We start from the raw sequence: 23,817 nt of genomic DNA on the forward strand, positions 1-23,817 counted from the left end.
TGGAACTAGGTTTATTTTTTTTGGCTAATAAGAGATTTCTCCAGCTTTTTAAATTTTAAGTACATTGCTATTCTCCAAGGAACAATCATACTGAAAGCTAATAAGAAGAACATACCAGCTAGTTCTCCAGGATGAATTGTGCTACTTAAATAGAACTTCATTACACTTCTTATGATTAATAATGATATCAAAATGAGCGGAAATAACTTTGAGCGCTTCATAAAAATTTGATTATTCTGGACCACAAAATTTGACGTGTAGATTAAGAATAAAGAAAAGAACATTCCAACGACAACCGCTTCCAGAATCTCAAGTGGGGTTAAGCGGAAGTACGGAAAGATATACATCAACGCACCTGTTGACATAAATATTGGGGGTAACACGATTTTCTTTACATTCGTCGGGTAATTTTGAGCTTTCATTCTGACAACGATAACTGCAGCCCCCATAAATAATGCTACCAGCATCGAAATTGCAAAATACATAAACATCCTACTTTCTAACTAAAAAATTGGGTGATTGCTGTTAACTTATCAAAGAATAACAATAATCCCATTATCACCATCAATACGCCACCAATTTTAGTAATTGTCTGACTATATTTCTTTAATATATTAATTTTAGTTATGAAAAAAGTCAATAAAAAGAATGGAATACAGAAACCAAGTACATACGCAATCATATAGATCAGTGCTAAAGACTGATTAACAGCTGCCATCGAGAAGATTGTTCCAATAATCGGTCCCATACATGGCGTCCACCCTGCTGCAAAAGCAATTCCGATAAGCAGCGTTCCGATAAATCCTGAAGGTCTATTCTTAAATTCAAACTTACGATCCTTCATTAAAAACTGTGGATTAAATATTCCTAAAACAACTAAGCCAAAAATAATACATAATAAACCGCCAATCATACGGATTGTATCATCATACGCCTGTAAGAAATCAGAAACAAAACCAAGTCCAACACCTAATGAGATATAGACGATTGAAAAACCTAATAAGAAAAACAACGTGTGAATTAACGCCTGCCTATCCATCTTATTATCCTTTAGATCACTATAACTCACACCTGTAATATAAGATAGAAAAGCTGGATATATCGGTAAAACACACGGTGAAATAAAGCTTAGTAAACCTCCACCAAAAGCTACGGCAATAGTAATATCTCCCATAGTTAACCTCCATTCTCAACTATTTTATCAAAAAATAACGTCACATATCTTTAAGTTTTTGAACGAAATGTGACAGGAATACTCAGATAACTGAATAAATCGTATGATAAATAGAAAGTCAATTCAAACGACGATACAGAAAATATGTTCAAAATTAAAAAAAAATGCTATATTTACATTAACAGGAGGGACCTTCATGAAAAATAAATATATTTTAATTACACTTTCTTCAGTGTTATCTGTGACTATTCTAACAGCATGCGGAAAAGACTCGCGTTCTCAATCAGAAATTGATCATGCAAAAAATGCATTTGAATCTAAAGAAAATAAAGACGCTAAAAAAGATAAAAAAATAGTAGACAAAAATAAATCTAAGTCAGCTTTAGAAAAGATTAAAGCTGCTAAAGAGCGTGGAAAAAATAAGAAGCATGCATCTTCTCAAGATGAAACTAAAAATGAAGAAAACAATAATGATGTAAAGACAGATGAACCTACTGATGCGAAAGTTGTTGCGAGTAAAGATAAAGACAATACTACTTCAGAAGATAAAAAATCTTCGAAATCCTCTGACAGTACAACTAAGAAAAAGTCTTCTACTACTAGCAATACTGCTTCAAACAATAATACTAATACTAACACTGCATCGCGACCTAATAACAATACTACTAATAGTAATACAGCAAGCAATAATACAACAAGTATAAGACCTGTTCAACCGGCAGCCACCGCAGCTCCAAGTCCATCACCGACTCGACCGGCCGTAACACCTACACCAAGACCTAATCCAACGCCAACACCAGTTCCAAGACCATCAACACCACCGGTATCAACACAACCTGCTACATCTGAACCACCTGCAGGAAATGATGGATATATAGAACCAATGCCAGGACAATAAATAAACTCCTTACAAATTCATGCTTTGTAAGGAGTTTTATTATGTTTAAAAAACATAAATTATTTTAAATTTTGATTCATATTACGATTCATCATTTGCATCATTTGATTAATTTTCTTTTGTGAAGGTTTTTGACCCATTTGCATCATCATCATGCGTAACATTTCTTCATTGATTGGTGGATTTTTCTTTAAGTAATCCATCATGTATTTACGTGCTAAGAAGAAACCACCAGCCGCACCTGCTACTAATGCTAAAATAATTAATAATACCCAAATACCAGTAGCCATTCAATTCACCCACTTTCTCATTCTTTTAAAAGTTTACTAAATTAAAGGATATTTTTCAATAGTTAATTATATCATAAAAAGAAGACTAACCTTAGTCAGTCTTCTTTTTAATTTTTATTTTTTATAGACTTAAAGCTTCCTTTACGACATGATCAACTTTGAATCCGTATTTTTCCATTACGATTTCACCAGGCGCACTTGCTCCAAATTTATCGATGCCAATCACTTTTCCATCTAAGCCAACATATTTATACCATGCTGCAGTAGCACCCATTTCAATTGCGATACGCTTCGTTATTGTTTTAGGTAATACTGATGCTTTATATGCTTCATCCTGAAGATCAAATGTTCTAGTGTTAGGTACTGACACTACTTGTACACCTTTTCCTTGTGCTTCTAAAGCTTTACCCGCTTCAACTGCTAATCCAACTTCTGAACCTGAAGCAATTAATAATATTTCCGGTTGTTCTGATTGATAAACCACATAAGCACCTTTACGTACTCCTGCTTCAACCTCTTCTTCAGAAACATTTGTGACATTAAGGTTTTGACGTGTTAAAACAAGTGCGGTTGGGACATCATGAGATTCAAGGGCAATTTTCCAAGCAACACGAGATTCATTCCCGTCTGCAGGACGGATAACGTTTAGATTAGGAATCGCACGTAATCCTGCCAATTGTTCAATCGGTTCATGTGTAGGACCGTCTTCTCCCACTGCAATAGAGTCATGCGTAAACACATAAGTTACAGGAAGACCCATAAGAGCTGATAATCGAACGGCTGGTTTTAAATAGTCACTAAATACAAAGAATGTTGCACCATAAACTTTAAGTCCACCGTGTGCAGCCATACCATTTAATGCAGCACCCATTGCAAATTCACGTACACCAAACCAAATGTTTTTACCGATAGGTGATTCTGCAGAAAAATCAGGCGTATCTTTTACATTTGATTTATTTGATGATGCTAAGTCAGCTGACCCACCAAAGAATGAAGGAACTGTTTTAGCGATTGCCTGAATCATTTCTCCAGAAGTACTGCGTGTAGCAGCAGATGAGCCAACTTCATATTTTGGTAACTGTGCATCATATGCTTCCGGTAATTCTCCTTTAATAGCTTGTTCGAATTGTGCTGCAAGCTCAGGATTCTTCTTTTTAAATTCTGCTAATTTTTCATTCCACTTTGTTTCAGCTTCATTTGCACGTTTAATCATTGTTGAATTAAAAATATCATATACTGATTGCGGAACATTAAAATTCAGGTTGGCATCTAATCCGTAAGTTTCGAATGCTAAAATTCTTTCTTCATTTCCGAGCGGTGCCCCGTGAACCCCGTTTGTACCTTGACGGTTAGGAGAACCAAATCCAATGATCGTTTTAACTTCAATAATAGATGGCTTATCTGACTGCTTAGCTTTAGTTATCGCTTGGTCAATCGCTTCACAATCATTACCATCTTCAACTAAAATATGTTCCCATCCATACGCTTCAAATCGGCCTTTAATATCTTCAGAAAATGCTTTATCTAATTTACCATCTAATGAAATATCATTTGAATCATAGAGTGCAATGAGTTTGTTTAATTTTAAATGACCTGCTAAACTTGCCGCTTCATGGGAGATACCTTCCATAAGGTCACCATCTGAAACAAGTGCATATGTGTAATGATCAACAATATCCACATCTGTATTATAAGTAGCCGCTAAGTGTTTTTCAGCCATTGCAAAACCAACACTCATCGCAAATCCTTGTCCTAGAGGACCTGTCGTAATTTCAACGCCTTCTGTATGACGATACTCTGGATGCCCCGGTGTTTTTGAATCCCATTGTCTAAAGTTTTTTAATTCCTCTAGAGCTAAACCACCCGATACATGCAATAAAGAATAAAGTAATGCAGAACCATGTCCAGCTGATAAGATAAATCTATCTCTATTAAAGAAATTATTCGAAGCTGGATTAAAGTTTAAATGACGCGTCCATAAAGTATAAGCAAAAGGCGCTGCACCCATCGGTAAACCTGGGTGACCTGAATTGGCTGCTTCAATTTGGTCAATACTTAAAGCTCTTATCGTATCAATTGCTAACTGATCTTCTTTTGTAAACATAAAATGATTCTCCTTATTAAAAATTATTTTTTATAAACCAAAAAATCCTCATTAATCTCTTAAATTATTTTCTCGCTGAATTGCTTTGACTTTTTCAGGTGTAACATCATTACCTTCTGGATCAATTACTTTTGAATTTTCGATTGTTTTTTGAAAACTATTTCTAAATGTTTGAAGATATTCTTTACGAAGTAATGTTTGTTCTCTACCTTCTTCTTCAGTTAACCCTTGAGTTTTCTTTTTTTGTGCTAATTCATTAATTCTATTCATTTTTTCTTGTTCTAACATACACTCATTCCTTTCAAATTAAAGATACCAAAAAAAGCGCGTCAAACCAACTGGTCACACTCGCTTTTTATAAAAATAAAATGACAATTTAATTTACAACACCTAATACTTCACCATTCTGAACGGGGTCATGAATCGTTTGTTCGACATTACCACGAACATTATCAGCATTCTGTTCGCTAATGTGTTCTGTTACCTGATGCGATGGTTGTTCATAAATATAGTGCGATTGTGTCATATATAATAAGCCAAAGACTGTAATTACAATAAAAAGTAGTGTATACATCATAAATTCCTTAGATATCGTTAAAGTCATTATGAATTCCTCCTAGAACATTTGTTTGTATTTATACTTTATCAGAACGTTTGTTCTGTGTCAATTAAAATACGAACAAATGTTTGTTACATGCGAACGTATATGCTATAATATGTATAACACCAAAGTTAAGGAGTGTTTATAAATGAGAGAACTAACTAAAAGGCAAGAAGAAATATATGAATATTTAAAACATGTCGTTTCAACGAAAGGTTATCCACCGAGTGTGAGAGAAATAGGTGAAGCAGTAGGACTAGCTTCATCTTCAACAGTTCACGGTCATCTATCACGTCTTGAAGAAAAAGGATACATTAAAAGAGACCCTACTAAACCTAGAGCTATTGAAATTGTACAGGAAGATTCACCTGTCGATTATTCTGAGACGATTCATGTGCCGGTAATAGGTAAGGTTACTGCCGGAGTCCCTATAACAGCGATTGAAAATGTTGATGAATATTTCCCATTACCTGCCCATTTCACAAGTAGCCATAACAGTGATATTTTTATTTTGGATGTTGAAGGAGAAAGTATGATTGAAGCGGGGATATTCGATAAAGATAAAGTCATCGTTCGCAGACAATCAATCGCTGAAAATGGTGATATTATCGTTGCAATGACAGATGAAGATGAGGCAACAGTTAAACGATTCTATAAGGAAAATAATCGTTATCGTTTGCAACCTGAAAATAGTACTATGGATCCTATTTATCTAGATTCTGTAACTGTACTCGGGAAAGTTGTAGGACTTTTTAGAGAGTTTTAATGCAAAAAAGCGAATGACTTTGTCATTCGCTTCAGACTGAAGACAAAGTCTCCTTCGGAGATGAAGTCTTCAGTCTTTTTTTATACAATAATATTAACAATGATTTGGGGTGATTATTTTGTTGAGTAAATCAGAAGATAAAAGAAATCAATTAGAGGTTGTTGCAATTTCAGATTTAGTTCCACAAGACCATTTACTAAGAAAAGTAGATAAAGTATTGGATTTGAATTTTATTTATCCTCTAGTCGAAGATAAATATTGTCTTGATAATGGTCGTCCAAGTATAGACCCTGTGATTTTAGTAAAAATAATATTAATACAAAAATTATTCGGAATAAAATCAATGAGACAAACAATAAAAGAAATAGAAACAAATGTTGCTTATCGTTGGTATCTTGGATACAGTTTTCAGGATAAGATTCCTCATTTCACTACCTTCGGTAAGAATTATATTAGAAGGTTCAGTGATAATACACTTTTCGAAGAAATATTTGAACACATTCTACAGTTGGCGATGCAACATAAATTGATAGATACCTCAGCTTTATTTATTGATTCTACTCATATAAAAGCAAATGCTAATAAACATAGATTTAGAAAAGTTGTAGTAAAAAAATCAGTCGCTCATTATAAGGATGAATTAGATAAAGAAATAAACGAGGTTCGTAAATCTGAAGGAAAAAAGGAGTTCACCCCAACTCATAAGACAGAAGAAAAAGAAAAGAAAGAAAGTCTGACAGATCCTGACGCTGGTTACTATGTTAAAGGTGAACGTGAGAAACAGTTTGCTTATAGTTTACATGCTTGTGTTGATAAAAATGGATTTTTTGTAGATCACCACGTAACACCAGGTAATATTCATGATAGTACTCAATTGGCACCTATGATTTCTAGAATGAAAGATAAAGGAATTAAACCTAAAACCTTGGCTGTAGATGCTGGATATAAAACACCTTTTAATGCTTACTTTTTATTTAAAGAGTCAATCACTCCTTACATGCCATATACTAGACCAAGAGGTCCAAAGGACCGTTTCAGAAAAAATGATTTTGTTTATGATGAATATTACAATGAATATATTTGTCCTGCAAATCATCCCCTTAAATACACACGTACTGATCGTGAAGGATTTAAATTGTATCATTCTAACCCAAATGTATGTAAAGAATGTCCATTTCTAAATAAATGTACAGAAAATAAACAATATAAAAAGCAAATTCAAAGACATATTTGGCAAGAATACTTAGAAGATGTTGAAGAAATAAGACATACAGAAGAAGGAAGAATGGGATATAAATTAAGGTCTCAAACTATTGAAAGAAGATTTGGTGACGCTAAAGAACAGCATGGTATGAGATGGACAAAGTTTAGAGGATTGAAAAAAGTGTCCATGGAAACCACGCTTATTTGTGCATGCATGAATTTAAAAAAGTTAGCCAATTGGGTTATCAAAGATACTCAATTGGCTTAGCATTATAGTCAATAATTTAAATTTCGAAGAAATTTCTTCGAATAAATGAGAATATAGTCTTTAAAAAAAGACAAACTCATGTAATGAAAATGAGTTTGTCTTCAATCTGAAGCGAATGACTTTGTCATTCGCTTTTTATGTTGAACTAATTTTTACAACTTTAATAAATATTATTTATTTACGTCCTATAATTTCTTTTACTTGTTCGAGTATATCTTTACGTTCTTTTGTCTTTGTTTCCATCGTGCTATCCCCTTTAAAATATGACAAAATACTTTTTTACATTATTTAAATATCCAAAATTTTGATAACTAAACATGTTTCTTTAAAATATTTTTAAGGATGATTGCCTATAATTTTATTCCATTTTTTAAAAATGTTACAATGTGTTTAAGGAGGCGGTCATATGAAGCGTTTAGCTCGTTCAACTACTGATAGATACTTAGCTGGAGTACTTGGAGGATTTGCAGAATATTATAATTTAGATCCAACAGTATTACGAGTTGTTTTTATTTTAGTCTCAGTATTAACTGTGAATATACCAACATTCACAATTTATGTATTGCTCGCTATCTTTATGCCAAAAGATGTTGATATTATCGATAAGTATTAATCATTAAAAATGCTTGAGAATTCTTTCTCAAGCATTTTTTCATTTTCTTTTGTTAAATAGTGCTACACTACCAAACCCTAAGACTAATAATAAAATGGTAAACTTATCATCAATAATCATTAAGCCATATCGACATATAAATAAAATCAGAGCAAATATAAATAACACAAGTATTTTTAAATGATATCCGGACATGTCCTATACCTCACTTTCTTTCTATATTAACAAATATCCCTTAGAAAGTAACTTTAAATCAGTTAAAAAAATATAAATAGTAATTGTTCCTATTTACAGATGATTTAAACTCATTTACAATAAAACGACACAATTATGATTAAGAAGGAGATAAATAAATGAAAAAAAATATTTTTAAAGGGTTAAGTGTGATATCGTTCAGTATATTAATAGCCGGCTGTCAGAATCCAGGAAATAACCACGAAGAAAAAAATAAAGCAGAAGTGCAAGAACATCACCACGAACATCAACACGAACATCAACATGCAATGACAAAATCTGAACAAAATATTTATAAAGGTATTTTTAAAGATAAACAAGTTAAAGATCGAAATTTATCAGATTGGGAAGGTGATTGGCAATCGGTTTATCCATACTTAAAAGATGGTACTCTTGATGATGTCTTTAAACATAAAGCTAAAGAAGATGAATCAAAAACAGCTAAGGAATATAAAGCTTACTATACTAAAGGATATCAAACTGATATAAACCGCATTCATATTGACGGTAGTAAAATTTCTTTTTATAAAGGAAATGATAAGTCGACTGGAGAATATGGTTATGATGGTAAAGTTATCTTAAAATATGAAGCAGGAAATCGAGGTGTTCGCTATCTATTCAAAAAATTAAACGGTGACGAGAATGCACCAAAATTTATTCAATTTAGCGATCATATCATAGCACCAGAAAAAGCATTGCATTTTCATATTTATATGGGTAATGATAAAGATAAACTACTTAAAGAAATGGAACATTGGCCAACTTATTATCCAAGTGATTTAAAGGGGCAGGAAATTAAAGAAGAGATGCTTGCGCATTAAAATTTAAAACGGAACACTATATGAAAATTTTAGTGTTCCGTTTTATGATTATATAATTAACCTATCCAGAAATTAAAAGTATGCATTAAAATAATTAAAATGACAATCATTAAATTACACCCAACAAATATTTTACGGTGTTTAACATTTCCAAATAATGCACTCATATATAGACCTAACAAAGTGGTAACATATAAAAGCATTTGCACGTATAGGTTAATTTGACCTCTTCCGTGAATAAATGGTGTGAAGATTAATAATAACACACTGAAAATAAGCAACAAAAGTACAATAAATCTATACATTTTTCTCCTACCTTTATCAATTACATCACGATAACATTAAACAAATGATTATCTAGATCTGAAAACATCATACCATAATATCCTTTATTCATTCCAGGAGGGCTTAAGACTGTTCCTCCATTTTGTTCTACAAGTTTTGCAAGTTCGTCGACCTCTTCAGTCGTCTCCATATCAAAAGAAATAATTGTTTCAGGATGTTCATTAACCCCTCTTGTCCTTTGACCGATAAATCCTTCAAGTACATCCTTCCTGAATAAACAAATAACTTGTTTACCTATCATAATACCTGCAAGTGTATCGCCATCAGATTGTTGTTCATTGATAGTAAAGCCAATACCTTCAAAAAATTTTATTGAAGAAGAAACATCAGTAACAGGTAAATTAATCCAATATGATTTCATATAATCTCCTCAAACATTAATGCAAATTTATCAATGGTACACTCGATTTAATGACTTGATTTGAAACAATGAGATGCTTTAATTCATCCGCAATATCTAACTGGTCTAGATAATCAAAATCTAACCATGCATATGGTGCACGTACTTTGAATTCCTTATTATTTTTAGCATTAAAGACAAAAGCTGTATCATTGGCTAACGTTTTAGACCACCATGTTTTAAACTCTTTTTTCTCTTCAACTACAAATAATATACCGCCTACTTTAATTTCACTGTTTAATTTACGCGCAAATTGTTCCGCAGTATCTTTAATAGTAGACTGGCCTGACTTTACTACACTGGGCAGTTTCATTTGTTTATTACCAAAATCCTGTACAAGTATTTTGTCTTCAGTAGTAATTAATAGTGATGCAGATATTTTTTCTTTCATTATGATACCTCTCAATTCAAAATTTATTCAGTTAAATAATTTTCTACATAATATGGTTGATTATTGTTATTAAATGCAATACCTATTCCAATATTCTCATAGTCATTCTTTAATATATTTTTCCTATGGCCAATACTATTCATCAACCCATGATGTGCTTCAATTGGCGATACCTGGCCATACGCTATATTTTCCCCTGCCATCCTATATTCTAAACCCGCATTATGCATACGATCAAATGGCGTTTCGTGTTTTAGATTGATATGATTAAAAAAATGATTTTCTGCCATATCTTTAGCATGAAGCTTTGCAACATGCTCCAATTGTTTATTGTATTTTAATACCGATAAACCCTTATTTTTTCTTGTAGCATTAATCAATTGATAATGTAAGGTTGCATAATCCTCTATCAAAGCATCATCAGGAAAAGTATAATGATAGGATTTTAATTTTGCCGCATTTTTGCTGATAATCTTTATACCATCTACTTTATTCTTATTATAACGGTCATAAAATAATGTTACATAGTAGTCATTAAAATCATAGATTGCAGATTCTGAATTATCTAATTTAAGTTTATAATTTTCACCACTAAAAACTTGAAGAGGGTCTCCATTATATACCTCAATTTGTTGACGTGTCATACCATATCGCATATGATGTGGTGCTTGAACCATATTCTGGTTCGAATAAACACCCTGAACCTTATTATTTAAGTACATTACCAGTAAAAATTCATTATAGTTATGATGATAAACTGTCCAGTATTCATGGTATTCATTTTTCAAACGCATGTGCGGAGTACCTAATATATCATCAACAGACTGTTTCGTCATCCCCATCTTTATTTTGCCAGTATTAAAGTTTATTGATTGCTTTTGATGTTGATCATCGTTTACCTGATCCTCATGCACGAGCGAGCGCAAAGAGGATTTTGTTTGTAATACTAAATCATCAGGTAATTGTAGAAGATTTAAAGGAAAAATTAGTACTAAAATGACTAAGAAGATGATTAACAGTAACTGTTTCATATAACACCTCGATAATTAAAAACATACACTGCGTGTATGTTTTTAATTATATCAAAATATAATTCATTTCCAAAAATTTATTAATAATCTCTATCTCCATTGAAAATTGAATTCTTTACGATTACGTAATCCACTGTTGTAATTGCCTTTAAATCTTTTCCACCAGCATAAGAAATAGAAGACTGAAGGTCTTGTTCTATTTCAATCAATTTATCTTTCAAAAGACCTTTATGTTCCACAAATAACTTTTTCCCTTCAATATTTTTACGTTCCCCTTTTTGATATTCTGATGCACTACCAAAATATTCTTTATAACGTTTACCATCACGTTCAATAGTTTCTCCAGGAGACTCTTCATGTGCAGCGAGGAGTGAGCCTATCATCACCATTGATGCTCCAAAACGAATGGATTTCGCAATATCTCCATGAGTGCGAATGCCTCCATCTGCAATTAATGGCTTACGTGCTGCTTTTGCACATAATCTTAAAGCTGCAAGTTGCCAGCCACCCGTACCAAATCCTGTTTTAATCTTTGTTATACATACTCTGCCTGGACCGATACCAACTTTAGTAGCGTCTGCCCCAGCGTTTTCAAGCTCTCTTACTGCTTCAGGAGTGCCGACATTACCTGCAATTAAAAATGTACCAGGTAAATGCGTTTTGATATGCTGTATCATCTCTATGACCTGATCCGAATGCCCATGTGCAATATCAATCGTAATATATTCTGGTACTATATTTTCTTCTGCTAATAATTCTATAAACTTATATTCAGCAGGTTTTACGCCCACTGAAATAGATGCATACAAACCTTTATTATGCATATTTTTAATGAATGGCAAGCGTTGAGCTTCATCGAAACGATGCATTATATAAAAATACTGGTTTGCTGCCAACTTTTCAGCGAGTTGTTCATTGATCACTGTCTGCATGTTTGCAGGTACAACAGGTATTCTAAATTTCATCGGTCCAAATTGTACATTCGTGTCACATTCACTTCTACTTTTAACGATACATTTATTTGGTATTAACTGAATATCTTCATAATCAAAAACATCCTGCATAATAATCCCTCTCTTTTACATAGTTTAATAATTTGATCATTCATCCATAGGAAACTTTATACCTTTACGGTTTAAATGTAAAGTAAATATAAATAGAACATAAAAAACGAATAAGATCAAACGACCTTATTCGTAATTTTATGATGTATTATTTTAGTAACTTAATAAAATATTTTACCAACTAGATTTTTTCACACCAGGAATTTGACCTTTATGCGCAAGTTCCCTGAATGCTATTCTTGATAAACCAAATTTGCGATAGACACTTCTCGGTCTACCAGTTACTTCACAACGTGTTGTAAGTCTAGTTGGGGAAGAATCTCTCGGTAATTTTTGTAATGCTGCATAATCTCCAGCAGCTTTCAAAGCTTCTCTTTTCTCACGATATTGCGCTACTAACGCCTGTCTTTTTTTCTCTTTTGCAATTTTAGATTTTTTAGCCATAATATTCTCCTTAATTTATATTTTTCTGATTTGCCAGTTATACGGACTTTCAAATATCGTCCAATCTTCATCTATTTCATTCATTTTCAATAAACATGCATCGAGCTGTGCAGTTATTTTTTGCTGATTTAAATCTGTACCAATAATAACAATTTTCGTATGTCGATCACCATATTCTAAATCCCATTCGCTTAATACCTCAGGTCGTTCGCTTAAAATTTTGTCGCGTTCAGCGGCAGGCATAGCAGCGACCCAAAATGTTACAGGATTAATTTCTACAGATGGACCAGCTTGTGAAAACAGACATGCTACTGTATTGTAATTTGCTAACCAGGCGATCCCTTTAGCTCTAACAATTGAACTATCTATCGATTGACTCCATTCATAAAATCTTTTTGGATGAAAAGGTAATGTCCGATGATAAACAAAAGAACTAATGCCATATTCTTCAGTTTCAGGTGTGTGTGTATGGTGACCACCTTCAGTTAACTCTTTAATCCAGCCTGCAGAATCAGCTGCAGTTTCAAAATCAAATAAATGCGTATTTAGTATACTACCTGGATCCACTTTTGAATGGCTTGCTTCTATAAACCTTGCACTAGGTTGTAAAGTTCTCAGTACTTGTTTAAGTCTTTCTTTTTCCTCATGCTTTACTAGATCTATTTTATTAAGAATAAGAACATCACAGAATTCAATCTGATCAATCAATAAATCGGCAATTGAACGATCATCTTCGTCACCAACTGCTTCTTTACGGTCAAGTAAACTATCGCCTGAATTGAAATCCTTCATAAAACGATTAGCATCAACAACCGTCACCATAGTGTCTAATCGACAAAATTCTGTTAGGTCTATCCCTAATGCTTCATCTATATATGAAAAAGTCTGAGCAACTGGGACCGGTTCAGAGATTCCTGTTGATTCTATGATGATATAATCAATATCGCCTTTTAAAGCAAGTTTCTTTACTTCTACTAGTAAGTCTTCTCTCAATGTACAACATATACAACCATTTGATAATTCTACTAATTTTTCATCGGTACGTGATAATTCACTACCATTCGCTATTAAATCAGCATCAATATTGACCTCACTCATATCATTGACAATCACTGCAATTTTCATATCTTTAACACTATTTAAAATATGGTTCAGTAATGTTGTCTTACCTGCACCCAAATAACCACTGAGCACCGTTACAGGTATTTGCTTCATATTTACAACTCCTAAATCGTAATAATTACGATTTATAATATATCATATCATTTTTCCGTTGTAAAATAAAAGATTTGAATTCAGTTGCACTGAACTCAAATCTTTAACTACTAATTATTTATCATTTAATGCTTTGTCTAATGATTTGATATTTTCTTTCATTAAATCCTGATAAGTAATATCTTTCTTATCTTTGTCTGTTAAGACAGCCATGTTATGGAAAGGAGTTGCTTTAGCTTTAGTTTTATCTTTAATGATATCTACAGTCTTTGTAGGAATATTTTGTTCATACAAAATAACTGAGGCTTTTGTTTTGTTAATATCATTAATCATTTTAATAATATCACTTTGAGAAGGCTCCTCGTTATTCATCCCTGATACACCAACTTGTTTAAAATTATAGCGTTTTGCAAGGTAACCCAGTGAATCGTGTGAGATAAATACTGTATCATGCTTTTTATTTTTAGTAATATCTTTTAATTCTTTGTCCATGTTATCGATATCTTTAACTAACTTATTATAATTAGCTGTGTATTCTTTTTCGTGCGTTTTATCTTTTTTAATCAGTTCATCTTTAATTACTTTTGCAAACTGTTTATTTAACACAGGATCAAGCCATACATGGGGATCGTGTGCGCCGTGACTATGTGCGTGCCCTTCATGGTCATGTCCTTCATGATCATGTCCTTCATGGTCGTGCCCTTCATGGTCATGTCCTTCATGGTCATGTCCTTCATGATCATGCTCTTCACCAGCTAATAAATCATGTTCATCGATTCCTTTAACTAATTCTACCGTATTATTTTTCTTATCAGTCGCTTTAGCAATCTTAGCTGCAACTTGATCTAACTCTTCACCCGTATAAATAAATAGATCACTTTTAGCAACCTTCATTGTATCTTTTTGAGTAGGTTCAAATGAATGAATATCTACTCCATTAGGATAAATACTTGAAACATTGACATGCGTTCCACCGATTTGTTCAATCATACTTTTAAATGGAAATACTGTTGTATAGACTTCAAGTTTGTCCCCTGATTTGTTACTAGTTGTGTTACCACATGCTGCCATTAAAAATAATGTAGCAATAAGTATTAAAGAAAATACTTTTTTCATTTTTTCATCTCCTATTTCGTAATCATTACGCTTTAATATTCTATACCTGTTACACTATAAAATCAATACCCATAAATTAATTTCTATTTAATTTTTATTTTTTGCTTTACAAACAAAAAAATAAAGCGTATCATTGTAAATCGTAAAGATTACGAATTGGAGGCAACAAATTGAAAGTACCTATTACTGTATTAAGCGGCTTTTTAGGAAGCGGCAAAACTACATTGCTAAATCATATCCTTACTAATAATGAAGGGAAAAAAATCGGTGTTATTGTTAATGATATGAGTGAAGTCAATGTTGATGCTGATTTAGTGCAGATGTCACGTACAGATGAAAAAATGATTCAACTACAAAATGGCTGCATTTGTTGTACTTTAAGAGAAGATTTATTAATTGAAATTGATAAATTAGTAAAAAACAGCGCACTTGATTATATTGTGATTGAATCAACTGGTATATCTGAACCTGTCCCAGTCGCACAAACATTAACTTTAAATGATGAAGTACTAAATATCAATTTAGCAGAAACAACTGTACTGGATACAATGGTAACCGTTGTTGATGCAAATCGTTTTTGGGATGACTATGCATCTGGGGACTCCCTTCTAGATCGTAAAATGGCGAATGATTCTTCTGACACAAGAGAAGTAATAGATTTACTCATCGATCAAATTGAATTTGCAAATGTCATATTATTAAATAAATGTGACCTTGTTCATGCTGAAGATTTGAAAGAATTAGAAGCATTACTTCATCAGTTAAATCCGGAAGCACATATTTATCAGACAGAAAACTCAAATATCGCTCTGGATAAAATATTAAATACAAGACTATTTGATTTTGACAAGGCAAGTCAAGCTGCTGGATGGATTAAAGAACTCAATGAAGAACATACGCCTGAAACTGAAGAATATGGCATTGCATCTTTTGTCTATAAAAGACAACGACCATTTCATCCTGAACGATTCATGCACTTTCTTGAAACTTTTTCTCTGGATATCATTCGTTCAAAAGGATTTTTCTGGTTAGCTTCGAGAAATAATATGTGTGGCTTATTATCTCAAGCTGGTAATTCTATGCAAATACAAGGCGCCGGAGAATGGATTGCAACTTATAGTGATGCAGAGATTCAAGCTGAAATGAAAGAAGATCCATCTTTAAAATCCAGATGGCATCCTGAATTCGGAGATCGACAAACTGAACTTGTATTTATTGGTATAGAAATGGATAAAGCGCAAATAATCGCTGATTTAGATGATTGTTTATTAACTGATGTTGAAATGAAACAAGATTGGTCAACATTCAACGATCCGCTACCTGAATTTACAGTAGCTGAATCGACTGAAGCAGATATAATTTTATAAAAATAAATTAATTAAAGGAGATTTTTTAAATGAGAGTAAATGTAACTTTAGCTTGTACAGAATGTGGAGATCGTAACTATATTACTAAGAAAAACAAAAGAAATAATCCTGAGCGTATTGAAATGATGAAATACTGCCCTAGACTAAAAAAACATACTTTACATCGTGAAACAAAATAATTTTTGTTAGACGCGCAATTGCGTTTATATATATTTATACGACATCAGGCATCCACTTAGGATGCCTATTTTTATAAGGAGATTATTATGAGAACTATTATCATTGGTGGTGGCTTACAAGGTATTACCATCGCATTAAAACTATTAGATGAACAAAAGATAACACGCGACGCATTAACAATAATAGACCCCTACCCATTAGCTTCAAGATGGGAAAATATCACGCACAAGATTGGCATGGAATATTTACGCTCTCCCCTTGTACATCACGTCCATCCTAATCCAATGCATCTAAAGCAATACGCTAAAACAGAAGATTATGCACAAGGTTTCAGTGGTTACTATCAAAAACCACAATTAGAGATGTTTAATCATCATGTTCATGATCAAATACGTGATTACAAATTAGATGAGTGTTATGTCCAGGATAAGGCACTGAGCATAATAAAAATGGACAATGTATTTTCTGTAAACTGTGAAAAACAAAATTATCACTGTGAGCAGATTATCCTTGCAACAGGTATGAACCATTTACATGCTATACCAGAATTTATGAAAGATGTTCCTAAAAATAATTTCAAACATATTTTTGATGATGATTCAGAAATCGATACATCTGCTGATGTTATCATTGGTGGTGGCATTACAGCATTTCATCTGGCAAAAAAACTCTCTCAGAATAAAAAAATCAATTTAATCATGAGACATGATATTCGTTGTCATGAACTGGATGCTGATCCTGGTTGGTTGGGACCAAAAAATATGAATGACTATGAAAAAGTTGATGATTATAATACCCGCAGAGAAATAATAAAGAATGCCCGACATAGAGGATCCGTTCCCCTACATTTAAAACAATCTATTCTGAATCTCGTTAGACAGAATAAAGTTAATATAATCATTCAGAATATCAATACAATCGATGCGCATACGATTACATTTGAAAATGGTGAATCAATTAATTATCAAAAAATTATATTAGCTACCGGCTGTGCGGCCAATTTAAATAATGATCCGTTGATTAATAATATCATCTCACAATTTAATGCTCCAATTGCACAATGCGGATTTCCTATCGTATCTAAAAGTCTGGAGTGGGTAAAGGGTATCTTTGTTGCCGGACCATTAGCAGAACTTGAACTTGGACCGATTAGCAGAAATATTATTGGCGGCAGAAAAGCTTCTGAAAGAATTGCAAATCATATATAAAACGTTAAGTAGGTCTACACTTTAATGCATAAAAGCATAGACGCGTTAAAACTTTTTCTTGATATATCTGTCGAAACATCATACAATAAAGAACATATTAACTTTTTAACAACAAAAATAATGAAAGTTGGGTGATGTTATGGAACAAAAATCTATGGACAGAGACTTAAAAACAAGACACATTTCCATGATTGCAATCGGTGGTTCAATAGGAACTGGTTTATTTATGGCGAGTGGAGCTGTTGTTTCTCAAGCTGGCCCTGGTGGTGCTTTAGTTGCATATGCAATCATTGGTATTATGATTTATTTCTTAATGACTGCGCTTGGTGAACTTGCTACTTTTTATCCAGTATCTGGTGCATTTAATGCATATGCAAGTCGTTTTATCGACCCCGCAGCTGGGTTTACAGTTGGATGGTTATACTGGATTATCTGGAGCTTAGTAACGAGCGTTGATATATTAACCGCTGCTCAAGTTTTAAGTTACTGGAAAGTGTTTGGTGGCATCCCTACATTTATTTGGTGTCTTATATTCTTATCATTATTATTTGCATTAAACGCTTTTTCAGTAAAATTATTTGGAGAAGCTGAGTTTTGGTTTAGCATTATTAAAGTTACGACGATTATCATCTTTTTAATCACAGGATTATTAATGATTTTTGGTATACTAGGTGGCGAAGCTATAGGCTTTAAAAACTTTACTTTTGGTGATGCCCCTTTTCATAATGGTATATTAGGATTACTTGGCGTACTGGTTGTAGCAGGATTTTCTTTCGGTGGTACTGAAGTGGTTGCTGTAACTGCAGGTGAATCTGAAAATCCAGAAGAATCAATGCCAAAAGCAATCAAGCAGGTGTTTTGGCGCATTTTATTATTTTATATTGGCTCAATTTTTGTCATAGCATGTATCATTCCATATACAGATCCAAGATTACTGAATCAACATAGTGATATTGCGATGAGTCCATTTACGATTATCTTTGAAAAAGTAGGTATCTTATTTGCCGCTTCAGTGATGAATGCCATCATTCTCACTGCTGTACTGAGTGCAGGTAATTCAGGATTATACGCTACCAGCCGTTTACTTTTCTCATTAAGTCAGGACAAAAAAGCACCTGCGTTCCTTGGTAAGCTAAGTAAGAAGAACATGCCATTAAATGCACTAATAGTAACTACTTCATTTATCATATTAACGTTAATTTATGCCAATATAAATATGGGCGGATATAGTAAATTATTAAGTATGATCGGTTCTCTTATATTGATTGTATGGAGCATAAGTATTATTAGTCATATGCGTTTAAGAAGTGCTATAAAGGTTCAGCAAAAGCAAATCGATAAACTCTTACCTTTTAAAGCACCACTTTATCCGATTGGACCTATAATTGTACTTGCGACTATCATCTTCTTAATGGTCGGGCAATCATTTTCAGATATTCAAGCTGGCAATTGGCCGAAGGTAATTGAAGCATTTATCCCACTGATTTTTGCAATTATTATTTATTCACTCTATAAATTAATTACAAAAAGTAAAGTGATCCCTGCATCAAAAATTGATCTTTCTGAACATCAATTATAATTACTCCCCTTGCAAATACACTGTACTTTGCAAGGGGTTTCTTAGTATAATGAAGATAATAAAGGAGTTGAGATTATGACGACTGGACAAACTAATTTATTTGATGATGTCTTGAAGACTGATGAGAAATTTGTCATCGTAGTTCAAGGTGTATATGAAAAACACGGACAGATTATTAAAAAGATATTACGTGAATATCCAAGTCTTGATGGACAGGCGATGCATCGCTTATTTGAACATCTCAAGGATACATACTTAAACGAGCCCTTTGAAGACAATATGGTTTTTTATGATATTACGGTCTACACAAATGAAGATTATGCTGCGGATCATATCTTCGCGCATACAAAAAGACATCGTGGAAGTCATGATTGGACACATACTTCAAAATAAAAAGAAGAGGACTGTACAAATTTGTATAGTCCTCTTCATATCCTACTCACCTTTTATTTATTGTAGTGATATATACTGTTTTACGATATTGGCAATCCCATCGTTATTATGATCCTCAGTTATCACATCTGCTATCGCTTTAATATTTTCATTAGCATTTCCCATCGCAACGCCAAGACCCGCAAATTCTAACATATCCTTATCATTATTACTATCACCAAAGGCAATAATTTCTGACGGTTTAATATTTAATTTGTCCGCTAGTTGCTTAAGTACTTTCCCTTTGGATACATTTTTATTGATAAACTCAAGGAAAAATGGTTTTGATGTCGTGGCATGAATATCTTCATTAAACGAACCACCTATTTCCTGATTCATCTGACTAATCTTATCAATATCATCTACACCCATTAATTTCGGTACAGCGGCTGTCACGTATGTCTTCAAGTTTTCAACAGACTGCATCGGCAATCCTGTCAATTCATGTTCTACATTCATATATTTATGAGTACCCTCATATACAATTGTGTTATCAACATAAGTCAGCACAAATACATCTCTTGCCTTAAGATAATCATATACCTTATCAAAAGACGATTTAGAGACATATGTAGAATCGATTACTTCACCGGTCGCTACATTTATTACCACTGCACCATTGTAGCTGAGTATGTATGAACCGAAATTAGCAAGCTGTAATTCCTGTGCTGCCTCAATCATGCCTCCTGTGGGTCTTCCTGACGCTAATACAACTTTAATACCTTTTTCCTGCGCTTTAATCAAGGCATCTATCGTAGATGGTAAAATTGTATTTTCAGAAGTTAATAAAGTATCATCCATATCTAACACGATCATTTTGTATTGCAAAATTATCACTCCAAATCCATTGATTAATTCAATGGTAACACAAGTCTTTATTTTTCATAAGCAATAACACCATTTACATCTACTTGTATATGCTTTATTTCGCAATTTTGTAAATTGTTAAGTTGTTGAAAGTTTTCATTGAAATGATCCGGATGACATACTACAAAAATTGAAGGACCAGCCCCACTTAAAAAAGCAAAGCATTTGCCCGAAATTACTTTACGGACCATCTCATAATGAGGTACAAGGTGCTTTCGGTAAGGTTCATGTAACTTATCGTTCTGCATCATTTCACCTGCAGTCGCATAATCTTTTGAATATAGTGCGCCAATGAGTACATTCCCAATTGCTCCTGCTTGTACGGCTTCGGAAAATGGAATATCTCCAGGTAACGCATCTCTTGCTTCACTTGTTTTGAGTTCGTAATTTGGAATGACTACCATAATAGGCCATTCAATGAGGGGTACTTGTAAGGTTGTTGTTGTATTTTCTTCCTGATTATAAAAACCAACGATAACACCGCCAAGTACACTCGGCGCAACATTATCAGGATGTCCTTCTACCTCAGATAATAAATTTACTTTTTCTTGTTTAGTTAACTTCAAATTGTAGAAATGATTAATAATCTCCAGACTAGCAATCAACGCTGAACCAGAACTCCCTAATCCTCTTGCCAAAGGAATATCTGAGTGCATGACGACTGAAAAGCATTTACTCGGCAGCTGAAACTTATTAATAAAATAATTACAGTATTTTCTAATATAATGATTTTCATTATTTTCAAGACTAGCTAATGTTTCACCGTAATGTTGAATATCCCAGATATTGTTTTCTGAAACTTCCAATTCTAAGTATAGGTTGACTGCCATGCCCAGTGAATCAAATCCCGGACCTAAATTTGAAGTGGAAGCGGGTACTTTTATATATAACATTTATATCACCGACTCTATATATTTTATAATTGCTTGTTCATCATTTTTTAATACTTCAGGTTGAATTTCTATTGTATCTATGGCTGTTTGAGGGTCCTTTAAACCATTACCTGTTAAAACAGCGACAATTTTTTTATCTTTAGGTAATTTACCTGCTGCGTGTAATTTGAGTAAACCAGCAATACTTGCATTACTCGCAGGTTCCGCAAATACCCCTTCTTTGCTCGTCATAATATGATATGCTTCTAAAATTTCTTCATCTGTTACCGCTTCGATTAAACCATTTGATTCATCACGTGCATTCAGGGCAAGCTGCCAGCTAGCAGGGTTACCAATTCTTATCGCAGTCGCTAACGTTTCAGGTTGTTCAATCGGATAACCTTTAACAATTGGAGCGGCGCCATCTGCCTGGAAACCAAACATTCTTGGTAATTGTGTTTGATTTTTTTCCTGATACTCCTTAAAACCTTTCCAGTATGCAGATATGTTTCCAGCGTTACCTACCGGAATAGACAAAATATCCGGCGACTCACCTAATTGCTCGATAACTTCAAAAGCAGCTGTTTTCTGACCTTCCAGACGGTATGGATTGACCGAATTCACGAGCGCAACATCATCACGCATTTCACTTACTTTTCTTACAATCTTTAAAGCTTCATCAAAATTACCTTCAATCGATACTATTTCAGCACCATATACGATTGCTTGGGCAAGTTTTCCTAGAGCAATCTTTCCTTCAGGTATTACAACGATTGTCTTCATACCTGCTCGGGCAGCATAAGCGGCTGCAGATGCAGAAGTATTTCCAGTAGAAGCACAAATGACGATTTCTTTCCCCTCTTCTTTAGCTTTTGCAACGGCCATGACCATGCCACGATCTTTAAAAGAACCTGTCGGATTTGCACCTTCAATTTTTGCGTAAATCTCATTCTCAAGTTGTTCTGATAAAAATGGTAAATGAATTAAAGGCGTTCCACCTTCATTTAAAGTAAGTTCCGGCGTTTGTTCGTTTATTGGTAAATACGCTTTATATTCTGAAAGTAATCCCATCCATCTTTTCATATTAAACACCCTCAATATTATAAATTTTATAGTTCATGTCTAAACTTTCCACATATTTTACGATAGCTTTGTATTCTTCTAAACTTTTTCCAGTACATTCTATTGCAGCAATACCATCTTGTACAAGATAGCGTAAGCCATTTATGCAAGAAAGTATTTCTTCTAAATTACTATCTGCATACAGATCAAGCATTATAAGGATATTTATTTTCTCAAGTGATTGTTCTACAGTTGAACCCACCTCAAGATGCAACGGTAGATTAAGCTTTTTAGTTCCGATCAGTTCGATAATATGCATTAAATCACTGACAACTGCACTTCCTGTTGCAAGGCTTCCAGCACCCTTTCCGTAGTACATCGTATCACCTACGGCATTTCCATCGATATAAATGGCATTATATTCATCTTCCACATGCGCTAATTGGTGACGGTCAGGAAGTGCTGTCGGTGCAACGGACAATTTAGCTCGTTTACCATCATAGTATCCATTACCAATCAGTTTTATACGATAACCCAACTGCTTAGCAAGTTCTATATGACTCAAGCTGACATCACGTATACCTTGAACTGAACAATCGTCAAGTTTACTAAACTGGTTAAACGCCAGGTAGCTCATAATAACCACTTTTCGTTGTGCATCGATACCATCGACATCGGCTGTTGGATCTGCTTCTGCATATCCCAATTCTGTAGCGAGGCTTAGCGCATCTTCATAAGTCATATTTTCATTACTCATCTTACTTAAGATAAAGTTACTTGTGCCATTAAAAATACCCATAAAATGTGTAATACCATTGGCACTTAGTCCGTAATTCAATGCATTGATGATTGGAATGCCTCCAGCCACTGCAGCCTCATATTTTAAGGCCACACCAGATTTACAGGACAACTTTTCTAACGTCTCAAGATGTTCTGCTAATAAATCTTTATTTGCAGTTATCACATGTATTTTATTATGTAAGGCCGTTTTAAGTAATTCATACGTGTCATCAATACCACCCATCACTTCTACAAGAATATCTATTTCACTATTCACAATAGACTTTAAATCATTGGTTAAATTGTATTTGGAAGTATCGATATCCCTGTTTTTTTCTAAATTTCTAACACCAATTGCACTGATATTAATATCCGTTCCTAATTTTTCAATAAATTGTTCTCTGTTTTCTTCTATGATACGTACAACTCCTGTTCCAACTGTACCCAATCCTAAAATACCAATATTTAAATATTTCATGAGAACCTCCTGTT

General features: G+C 33.5%; 28 protein-coding genes. 10 read left to right on the forward strand and 18 right to left on the reverse strand.

Features of this window, described 5'->3' with window-relative positions; translation table 11 throughout:
- Nucleotides 1–11 precede the first annotated feature (11 nt).
- Both ACMGE6_RS11045 and ACMGE6_RS11050 read right to left on the reverse strand, forming a co-directional pair.
- Nucleotides 12–485, reverse strand: coding sequence for a CcdC family protein (locus ACMGE6_RS11045; RefSeq protein WP_414053824.1), 474 nt, complete (start codon nt 483–485; stop codon nt 12–14).
- 14 nt (nt 486–499) lie between these two features.
- Nucleotides 500–1,174 (reverse strand): cytochrome c biogenesis CcdA family protein, encoded by a 675-nt coding sequence (locus ACMGE6_RS11050; protein ID WP_414046502.1) that lies wholly within the window; start codon nt 1,172–1,174, stop codon nt 500–502.
- 196 nt (nt 1,175–1,370) lie between these two features.
- Between ACMGE6_RS11050 and ACMGE6_RS11055 the strand changes: the two genes are divergently transcribed.
- Nucleotides 1,371–2,072 (forward strand): hypothetical protein, encoded by a 702-nt coding sequence (locus ACMGE6_RS11055; RefSeq protein ID WP_414053825.1) that lies wholly within the window; start codon nt 1,371–1,373, stop codon nt 2,070–2,072.
- Between the two features lie 59 nt (nt 2,073–2,131).
- On the opposite strand, the gene ACMGE6_RS11060 is transcribed toward ACMGE6_RS11055, so the two are convergent.
- From ACMGE6_RS11060 to ACMGE6_RS11075, 4 genes are all read right to left on the reverse strand, one after another.
- On the reverse strand, nt 2,132–2,362 hold the full coding sequence (locus ACMGE6_RS11060) for a YneF family protein (protein ID WP_414046504.1): 231 nt from the start codon (nt 2,360–2,362) through the stop codon (nt 2,132–2,134).
- A gap of 121 nt (nt 2,363–2,483) precedes the next feature.
- Nucleotides 2,484–4,466 carry a transketolase gene (tkt, locus tag ACMGE6_RS11065; RefSeq protein WP_414053826.1) on the reverse strand — a complete coding sequence of 661 codons (1,983 nt, stop codon included), beginning with the start codon at nt 4,464–4,466 and terminating at the stop codon, nt 2,484–2,486.
- Between the two features lie 51 nt (nt 4,467–4,517).
- The gene (locus ACMGE6_RS11070; RefSeq protein WP_414046506.1) at nt 4,518–4,754 is read right to left on the reverse strand and encodes a DUF896 domain-containing protein; all 237 of its coding nucleotides are present in this window, start codon (nt 4,752–4,754) and stop codon (nt 4,518–4,520) included.
- An 88-nt stretch (nt 4,755–4,842) separates the two neighbouring features.
- Nucleotides 4,843–5,070: a hypothetical protein gene (locus ACMGE6_RS11075; RefSeq protein WP_414053827.1), complete on the reverse strand. Its 228-nt coding sequence runs from the start codon at nt 5,068–5,070 to the stop codon at nt 4,843–4,845.
- A gap of 145 nt (nt 5,071–5,215) precedes the next feature.
- On the opposite strand from ACMGE6_RS11075, the gene lexA reads away from it, so the two are divergent.
- The 4 genes from lexA to ACMGE6_RS11095 all read left to right on the forward strand — a co-directional run bounded on the left by lexA (nt 5,216) and on the right by ACMGE6_RS11095 (nt 8,972).
- Nucleotides 5,216–5,833, forward strand: a complete 618-nt coding sequence (lexA, locus tag ACMGE6_RS11080) for a transcriptional repressor LexA (protein WP_414046508.1) — start codon at nt 5,216–5,218, stop codon at nt 5,831–5,833.
- Between the two features lie 115 nt (nt 5,834–5,948).
- Complete coding sequence (locus ACMGE6_RS11085; protein ID WP_414046802.1) at nt 5,949–7,304, forward strand: IS1182 family transposase; 1,356 nt, start codon at nt 5,949–5,951, stop codon at nt 7,302–7,304.
- A gap of 406 nt (nt 7,305–7,710) precedes the next feature.
- A complete protein-coding gene (locus ACMGE6_RS11090) occupies nt 7,711–7,917 on the forward strand; it encodes a PspC domain-containing protein (protein WP_414046509.1) in 207 nt (68 codons plus the stop codon).
- Between the two features lie 353 nt (nt 7,918–8,270).
- Entirely contained in the window at nt 8,271–8,972 is a 702-nt protein-coding gene (locus ACMGE6_RS11095) for a metal-binding protein ZinT (RefSeq protein ID WP_414053828.1), read from the forward strand.
- A gap of 56 nt (nt 8,973–9,028) precedes the next feature.
- Here ACMGE6_RS11095 and ACMGE6_RS11100 read toward each other — a convergent pair whose 3' ends face one another.
- The 8 genes from ACMGE6_RS11100 to ACMGE6_RS11135 form a co-directional block, all read right to left on the reverse strand.
- Nucleotides 9,029–9,277 carry a hypothetical protein gene (locus tag ACMGE6_RS11100; protein ID WP_414046511.1) on the reverse strand — a complete coding sequence of 83 codons (249 nt, stop codon included), beginning with the start codon at nt 9,275–9,277 and terminating at the stop codon, nt 9,029–9,031.
- A gap of 20 nt (nt 9,278–9,297) precedes the next feature.
- A complete protein-coding gene (locus ACMGE6_RS11105) occupies nt 9,298–9,678 on the reverse strand; it encodes a VOC family protein (RefSeq protein ID WP_414046512.1) in 381 nt (126 codons plus the stop codon).
- Nucleotides 9,679–9,694: 16 nt separating this feature from the next.
- The gene (locus ACMGE6_RS11110; RefSeq protein WP_414048060.1) at nt 9,695–10,108 is read right to left on the reverse strand and encodes a hypothetical protein; all 414 of its coding nucleotides are present in this window, start codon (nt 10,106–10,108) and stop codon (nt 9,695–9,697) included.
- Nucleotides 10,109–10,131: 23 nt separating this feature from the next.
- A complete protein-coding gene (locus ACMGE6_RS11115) occupies nt 10,132–11,139 on the reverse strand; it encodes a CAP-associated domain-containing protein (protein ID WP_414053829.1) in 1,008 nt (335 codons plus the stop codon).
- Between the two features lie 80 nt (nt 11,140–11,219).
- Nucleotides 11,220–12,203 carry a GMP reductase gene (gene guaC / locus ACMGE6_RS11120; RefSeq protein ID WP_414053830.1) on the reverse strand — a complete coding sequence of 328 codons (984 nt, stop codon included), beginning with the start codon at nt 12,201–12,203 and terminating at the stop codon, nt 11,220–11,222.
- A gap of 174 nt (nt 12,204–12,377) precedes the next feature.
- Nucleotides 12,378–12,647, reverse strand: a complete 270-nt coding sequence (gene rpsN, locus ACMGE6_RS11125; RefSeq protein WP_414046516.1) for a 30S ribosomal protein S14 — start codon at nt 12,645–12,647, stop codon at nt 12,378–12,380.
- A 15-nt stretch (nt 12,648–12,662) separates the two neighbouring features.
- A complete protein-coding gene (locus tag ACMGE6_RS11130; RefSeq protein WP_414053831.1) occupies nt 12,663–13,862 on the reverse strand; it encodes a GTP-binding protein in 1,200 nt (399 codons plus the stop codon).
- A 114-nt stretch (nt 13,863–13,976) separates the two neighbouring features.
- Nucleotides 13,977–14,978: a metal ABC transporter solute-binding protein, Zn/Mn family gene (locus tag ACMGE6_RS11135; protein WP_414053832.1), complete on the reverse strand. Its 1,002-nt coding sequence runs from the start codon at nt 14,976–14,978 to the stop codon at nt 13,977–13,979.
- 170 nt (nt 14,979–15,148) lie between these two features.
- On the opposite strand from ACMGE6_RS11135, the gene ACMGE6_RS11140 reads away from it, so the two are divergent.
- The 5 genes from ACMGE6_RS11140 (at nt 15,149) to ACMGE6_RS11160 (ending at nt 19,705) form a co-directional block, all read left to right on the forward strand.
- Nucleotides 15,149–16,345 (forward strand): GTP-binding protein, encoded by a 1,197-nt coding sequence (locus ACMGE6_RS11140; protein ID WP_414046519.1) that lies wholly within the window; start codon nt 15,149–15,151, stop codon nt 16,343–16,345.
- A 29-nt stretch (nt 16,346–16,374) separates the two neighbouring features.
- Complete coding sequence (rpmG, locus tag ACMGE6_RS11145) at nt 16,375–16,524, forward strand: 50S ribosomal protein L33 (protein WP_233681390.1); 150 nt, start codon at nt 16,375–16,377, stop codon at nt 16,522–16,524.
- An 87-nt stretch (nt 16,525–16,611) separates the two neighbouring features.
- Nucleotides 16,612–17,733: an FAD-dependent oxidoreductase gene (locus tag ACMGE6_RS11150; protein WP_414053833.1), complete on the forward strand. Its 1,122-nt coding sequence runs from the start codon at nt 16,612–16,614 to the stop codon at nt 17,731–17,733.
- Between the two features lie 139 nt (nt 17,734–17,872).
- Nucleotides 17,873–19,312, forward strand: a complete 1,440-nt coding sequence (locus ACMGE6_RS11155; RefSeq protein ID WP_414053834.1) for an amino acid permease — start codon at nt 17,873–17,875, stop codon at nt 19,310–19,312.
- Between the two features lie 75 nt (nt 19,313–19,387).
- Nucleotides 19,388–19,705, forward strand: coding sequence for a hypothetical protein (locus tag ACMGE6_RS11160; protein ID WP_414046522.1), 318 nt, complete (start codon nt 19,388–19,390; stop codon nt 19,703–19,705).
- Nucleotides 19,706–19,762: 57 nt separating this feature from the next.
- Here the strand turns inward: ACMGE6_RS11160 and ACMGE6_RS11165 are convergent, their stop codons facing one another.
- The 4 genes from ACMGE6_RS11165 to ACMGE6_RS11180 are packed head-to-tail and all read right to left on the reverse strand — an operon-like array spanning nt 19,763 to nt 23,803.
- Nucleotides 19,763–20,581 (reverse strand): Cof-type HAD-IIB family hydrolase, encoded by an 819-nt coding sequence (locus tag ACMGE6_RS11165; protein ID WP_414053835.1) that lies wholly within the window; start codon nt 20,579–20,581, stop codon nt 19,763–19,765.
- A gap of 38 nt (nt 20,582–20,619) precedes the next feature.
- Nucleotides 20,620–21,504, reverse strand: a complete 885-nt coding sequence (gene thrB, locus ACMGE6_RS11170; RefSeq protein ID WP_414053836.1) for a homoserine kinase — start codon at nt 21,502–21,504, stop codon at nt 20,620–20,622.
- Nucleotides 21,505–22,566 (reverse strand): threonine synthase, encoded by a 1,062-nt coding sequence (gene thrC / locus ACMGE6_RS11175; RefSeq protein WP_414046525.1) that lies wholly within the window; start codon nt 22,564–22,566, stop codon nt 21,505–21,507. It abuts the gene before it with no gap.
- A 1-nt stretch (nt 22,567) separates the two neighbouring features.
- Nucleotides 22,568–23,803, reverse strand: coding sequence for a homoserine dehydrogenase (locus ACMGE6_RS11180; protein ID WP_414053837.1), 1,236 nt, complete (start codon nt 23,801–23,803; stop codon nt 22,568–22,570).
- Nucleotides 23,804–23,817: the final 14 nt, after the last annotated feature.

The organism is Macrococcus equi (genome assembly GCF_047426745.1).
Lineage (GTDB): Bacteria > Bacillota > Bacilli > Staphylococcales > Staphylococcaceae > Macrococcoides > Macrococcoides equi.

Excerpts from the sequence above, each read along its gene's own strand:
- ACMGE6_RS11100 (WP_414046511.1), bottom strand. The coding sequence starts at position 9,277 with ATGTATAGATTTATTGTACTTTTGTTGCTTATTTTCAGTGTGTTATTA.
- ACMGE6_RS11055 (WP_414053825.1), top strand. The coding sequence starts at position 1,371 with ATGAAAAATAAATATATTTTAATTACACTTTCTTCAGTGTTATCTGTG.
- ACMGE6_RS11095 (WP_414053828.1), top strand. The coding sequence starts at position 8,271 with ATGAAAAAAAATATTTTTAAAGGGTTAAGTGTGATATCGTTCAGTATA.
- thrB (WP_414053836.1), bottom strand. The coding sequence starts at position 21,504 with ATGTTATATATAAAAGTACCCGCTTCCACTTCAAATTTAGGTCCGGGA.
- ACMGE6_RS11155 (WP_414053834.1), top strand. The coding sequence starts at position 17,873 with ATGGAACAAAAATCTATGGACAGAGACTTAAAAACAAGACACATTTCC.
- thrC (WP_414046525.1), bottom strand. The coding sequence starts at position 22,566 with ATGAAAAGATGGATGGGATTACTTTCAGAATATAAAGCGTATTTACCA.
- ACMGE6_RS11050 (WP_414046502.1), bottom strand. The coding sequence starts at position 1,174 with ATGGGAGATATTACTATTGCCGTAGCTTTTGGTGGAGGTTTACTAAGC.
- ACMGE6_RS11130 (WP_414053831.1), bottom strand. The coding sequence starts at position 13,862 with ATGAAGCAAATACCTGTAACGGTGCTCAGTGGTTATTTGGGTGCAGGT.
- ACMGE6_RS11060 (WP_414046504.1), bottom strand. The coding sequence starts at position 2,362 with ATGGCTACTGGTATTTGGGTATTATTAATTATTTTAGCATTAGTAGCA.
- rpsN (WP_414046516.1), bottom strand. The coding sequence starts at position 12,647 with ATGGCTAAAAAATCTAAAATTGCAAAAGAGAAAAAAAGACAGGCGTTA.
- ACMGE6_RS11045 (WP_414053824.1), bottom strand. The coding sequence starts at position 485 with ATGTATTTTGCAATTTCGATGCTGGTAGCATTATTTATGGGGGCTGCA.
- ACMGE6_RS11180 (WP_414053837.1), bottom strand. The coding sequence starts at position 23,803 with ATGAAATATTTAAATATTGGTATTTTAGGATTGGGTACAGTTGGAACA.
- ACMGE6_RS11075 (WP_414053827.1), bottom strand. The coding sequence starts at position 5,070 with ATGACTTTAACGATATCTAAGGAATTTATGATGTATACACTACTTTTT.
- ACMGE6_RS11090 (WP_414046509.1), top strand. The coding sequence starts at position 7,711 with ATGAAGCGTTTAGCTCGTTCAACTACTGATAGATACTTAGCTGGAGTA.
- tkt (WP_414053826.1), bottom strand. The coding sequence starts at position 4,466 with ATGTTTACAAAAGAAGATCAGTTAGCAATTGATACGATAAGAGCTTTA.
- rpmG (WP_233681390.1), top strand. The coding sequence starts at position 16,375 with ATGAGAGTAAATGTAACTTTAGCTTGTACAGAATGTGGAGATCGTAAC.
- ACMGE6_RS11070 (WP_414046506.1), bottom strand. The coding sequence starts at position 4,754 with ATGTTAGAACAAGAAAAAATGAATAGAATTAATGAATTAGCACAAAAA.
- ACMGE6_RS11160 (WP_414046522.1), top strand. The coding sequence starts at position 19,388 with ATGACGACTGGACAAACTAATTTATTTGATGATGTCTTGAAGACTGAT.
- ACMGE6_RS11110 (WP_414048060.1), bottom strand. The coding sequence starts at position 10,108 with ATGAAAGAAAAAATATCTGCATCACTATTAATTACTACTGAAGACAAA.
- ACMGE6_RS11115 (WP_414053829.1), bottom strand. The coding sequence starts at position 11,139 with ATGAAACAGTTACTGTTAATCATCTTCTTAGTCATTTTAGTACTAATT.
- ACMGE6_RS11150 (WP_414053833.1), top strand. The coding sequence starts at position 16,612 with ATGAGAACTATTATCATTGGTGGTGGCTTACAAGGTATTACCATCGCA.
- ACMGE6_RS11135 (WP_414053832.1), bottom strand. The coding sequence starts at position 14,978 with ATGAAAAAAGTATTTTCTTTAATACTTATTGCTACATTATTTTTAATG.
- lexA (WP_414046508.1), top strand. The coding sequence starts at position 5,216 with ATGAGAGAACTAACTAAAAGGCAAGAAGAAATATATGAATATTTAAAA.
- guaC (WP_414053830.1), bottom strand. The coding sequence starts at position 12,203 with ATGCAGGATGTTTTTGATTATGAAGATATTCAGTTAATACCAAATAAA.
- ACMGE6_RS11105 (WP_414046512.1), bottom strand. The coding sequence starts at position 9,678 with ATGAAATCATATTGGATTAATTTACCTGTTACTGATGTTTCTTCTTCA.